Source organism: Neochlamydia sp. AcF84 (genome assembly GCF_011087585.1).
GTDB lineage: Bacteria > Chlamydiota > Chlamydiia > Chlamydiales > Parachlamydiaceae > Neochlamydia.
This window is the reverse complement of the sequence record NZ_VJOT01000083.1, coordinates 1-3,662: the sequence shown is the minus strand read 5'-3', so window position 1 is coordinate 3,662 and position 3,662 is coordinate 1. Positions and strand designations below refer to the sequence as shown.

Below are 3,662 nucleotides of genomic sequence, written 5' to 3'. Positions count from 1 at the left end.
TATCTTGAAAGGCAAGTGATTAATAAGAAATCAAACAAAAGAGTTAATCTTCAAAAGATAAGATTGATGATTAAAGTAAAAGTATCATGTTAATAGCGGATCGTTAGCAATAACGATCAAACGCATCTTACGTTAAGCGAAAGCAAAACGTTAAACACTGATAAGTTCACAGACATAAATCGACGCTTGAAGAGTAAACTTCTTACCTAAATTTTAAATGTAAATTTAAAAATAGACAATTGGCGAAAGTAAGTGATAAACACTTACAAAATAAAGTATGCTCATTAAACTTAATGACGTAATTGTAAAACGTCAGCTTTAGTCCAAAAATTAAATTTTTTGGTCAAGCTATTAAGGGCTGCTGGTGGATGCCTTGGTATCAACAGGCGATGAAGGACGCGAAACCCGCGATAGGCATCGGTGAGCTGGAAGAAAGCGTAGACCCGGTGGAATCCGAATGGGGAAACCCGGTGAGAGTAATATCTCATCATCTTTAACTGAATCCATAGGTTAAAGAAGCAAGACCTACTGAACTGAAACATCTTAGTAAGTAGAGGAAAAGAAATCAATAAAGAGATTCCCAAAGTAGCGGCGAGCGAAATGGGAAAAGCCCAAACCAGAGTCAATGACTCTGGGGTTGTAGGACCTATCAAAAGATCAGGAAATCTTAGTCGAACACCGCTGGAAAGCTGGACAATATAGGGTGATAGTCCCGTAGACGAAAAGAGGACCTGACAGGATAGGCACCTGAGTAAAGCCGGACACGTGAAACCCGGTTTGAAGCAGGGAGGACCACCTCCCAAGGCTAAATACTCGTTGATAACCGATAGCGAACCAGTACCGTGAGGGAAAGGCGAAAAGAACCCCTGTTAGGGGAGTGAAATAGAACCTGAAACCAGCAGCTTACAAACGGTCGAAGGCCTATGCCCTTTATAAGGGAATGGCTGACGGCGTGCCTTTTGCATGATGAGCCAGCGAGTTACGCTATATGGCAAGGTTAAGGGACATACGTTCCGGAGCCGAAGTGAAAGCGAGCGTTAAAAGCGCGAATAGAGTCATATGGCGTAGACACGAAACCACGTGATCTATCCATGACCAGGTTGAAGCAAGGGTAACACCTTGTGGAGGACCGAACTAGTAACTGTTGAAAAAGTTTTGGATGAGTTGTGGATAGGGGTGAAAGGCCAATCAAACGTGGAGATATCTTGTTCTCTTCGAAATAACTTTAGGGTTAGCCTCGGACATCTACTTTACAGGGGTAGAGCACTGAATTCACGCGGGGACCTACCGGTCTACCAAAGGAAATCAAACTCCGAATACTGTAAAGCCGTCCGGGAGATAGACAGTGGGGGCTAAGCTTCATTGTCAAAAGGGGAACAGCCCAGATCGCCGAATAAGGCCCCTAATTCTATGCTAAGTGAGTAAGGAAGTAAAGTTTCTAAAACAGTTGGGATGTTGGCTTAGAGGCAGCCATCATTTAAAGAGTGCGTAACAGCTCACCAATCGAGAAACTTTGCGCCGATAATATCCGGGACTAAAGCATAGAGCCGAATTCGCGGGTGCATATTGCAAAATATGCGCGGTAGGGGAGCGTAGTATGGGCACAGAAGATGTACCGAAAGGAGCATTGGAGCGCATACTAGTGAGAATGCATGGCATGAGTAAACGATAAAGGCAGTGAAAATCTGCCTCGCCGAAAACCCAAGGTTTCCAGGGTAAAGCTCGTCTTCCCTGGGTTAGCCGGTCCCTAAGCTGAGGCTGAAAAGCGTAAGCGATGGAAAGCAGGTTAAATATTCCTGCGCCACCGAAGACAATAGCGATGGATTGACGAAATAAGTAAAGCACGCGGACGATTGGAAGAGTCCGTGACACTACGAGGAAGGCTGATAGGCAAATCCGTCAGCAGGATTCTAGATAGTGGACAAGGGGAGTGTAAATGAACCGATGGTGTAGAGCGATGTTTCCAAGAAATAGATTCTAGCTGTCGAAGGTGACCGTACCAAAACCGACACAGGTGGGTGGGAAGAATATTCTTAGGCGCGCGAGAGAACTCTCGTTAAGGAACTCGGCAAATTATCCCCGTAACTTCGGGAGAAGGGGAGCCATGAGCCGTGACACATCTAGCATGTGAAGCGGAGCGTGGCCGCAGAGAAATGGCCCAGGCGACTGTTTAACAAAAACACAGCACTATGCAAAGACGTCTAAGTCGAAGTATATGGTGTGATGCCTGCCCAATGCCAAAAGGTCAAAAGGAGAGGTTAGCAGCAATGCGAAGCTTCGAATTTAAGCCCTGGTGAATGGCGGCCGTAACTATAACGGTCCTAAGGTAGCGAAATTCCTTGTCGGGTAAGTTCCGACCTGCACGAATGGTATAACGATCTGGGCACTGTCTCAACGAGAGGCTCGGTGAACTTGTAGTAGCGGTGAAGATGCCGTTTACCCGCAATAAGACGGAAAGACCCCGTGAACCTTTACTGTACTCTGGTATTGGCTCCTAACTTGTCATGTGTAGGATAACCAGGAGACTTAGAAGTCTTGCCGTCAGGTAAGATGGAGTCGACGGTGAAATACTGGTCTTGACAAGTCGGGAATCTAACGTTCACCCATGAATCTGGGGAACGGACATTGCCAGACGGGCAGTTTTACTGGGGCGGTATCCTCCTAAAGAGTAACGGAGGAGTCCAAAGTTTGCCTCATCGTGGTTGGCAATCACGAGTAGAGCGTAAAGGTATAAGGCAAATTAACTGTGAGACCAACAAGTCGAACAGGTACGAAAGTAGGGCTTAGTGATCCGGCGGTGGAAAGTGGAATCGCCGTCGCTCAACGGATAAAAGGTACTCCGGGGATAACAGGCTTATCGCCACCAAGAGTTCATATCGACGTGGCGGTTTGGCACCTCGATGTCGACTCATCGCATCCTGGGGCTGAAGAAGGTCCCAAGGGTTTGGCTGTTCGCCAATTAAAGCGGTACGCGAGTTGGGTTCAAAACGTCGTGAGACAGTTTGGTCCCTATCTGTTGTGGGCGCAGGATACTTGAGAGGAGTTGCTTCTAGTACGAGAGGACCGAAGTGAACGAACCAATGGTGTGCCGGTTGTACTGCCAAGTGCATAGCCGGGTAGCTATGTTCGGAAAGGATAAGCGTTGAAAGCATCTAAACGCCAAGCCTCCCTCAAGATAAGGTATCCCAATTAGACACCATGAAGACTACATGGTAGATAGGTTGGATGTGTAAGCACAGCAATGTGTTGAGCTAACCAATACTAATCAGTCGATTGGCTTGACCAACTTTCTTTTATCGAGACAAGTTGGGTCAAAGTAACAAAGACTACAAGCTGACGCAAAATAAGTCAATGTAAGAAAGAGAAATTCAAGCGTTGATTTATGTGTGTGAAGCGTTAAAGCTAAAAACTGATACGATTTCTTAACTAATCATTTGCCTAGCTTTTAAAAGTTAAACCAATTTTGCTTGGTGGCAATAGAGAGAGGGAAATACCTGATCCCATACCGAACTCAGAAGTCAAGCCTCTTATCGCCGATGGTACTGCACACAAGAGTGTGGGAGAGTAGGTCGCCGCCAAGCTTTTTTTTCTTTACTAAACAGCACTGCTAAAAACTTTTCTCCTTTCCTATTACTCTATCTTGCTTTGCTTATCCTTTTTTC

2 rRNA genes are annotated in these 3,662 nt (G+C 45.8%); both read left to right on the top strand.

Annotated features, from left to right (window positions below):
• The first annotated feature begins 341 nt into the window (after nt 1-341).
• Nucleotides 342-3,286, top strand: a 23S ribosomal RNA gene (locus NEOC84_RS09665).
• A gap of 180 nt (nt 3,287-3,466) precedes the next feature.
• A 5S ribosomal RNA gene (rrf, locus tag NEOC84_RS09660) occupies nt 3,467-3,581 on the top strand.
• Nucleotides 3,582-3,662 lie beyond the last annotated feature (81 nt).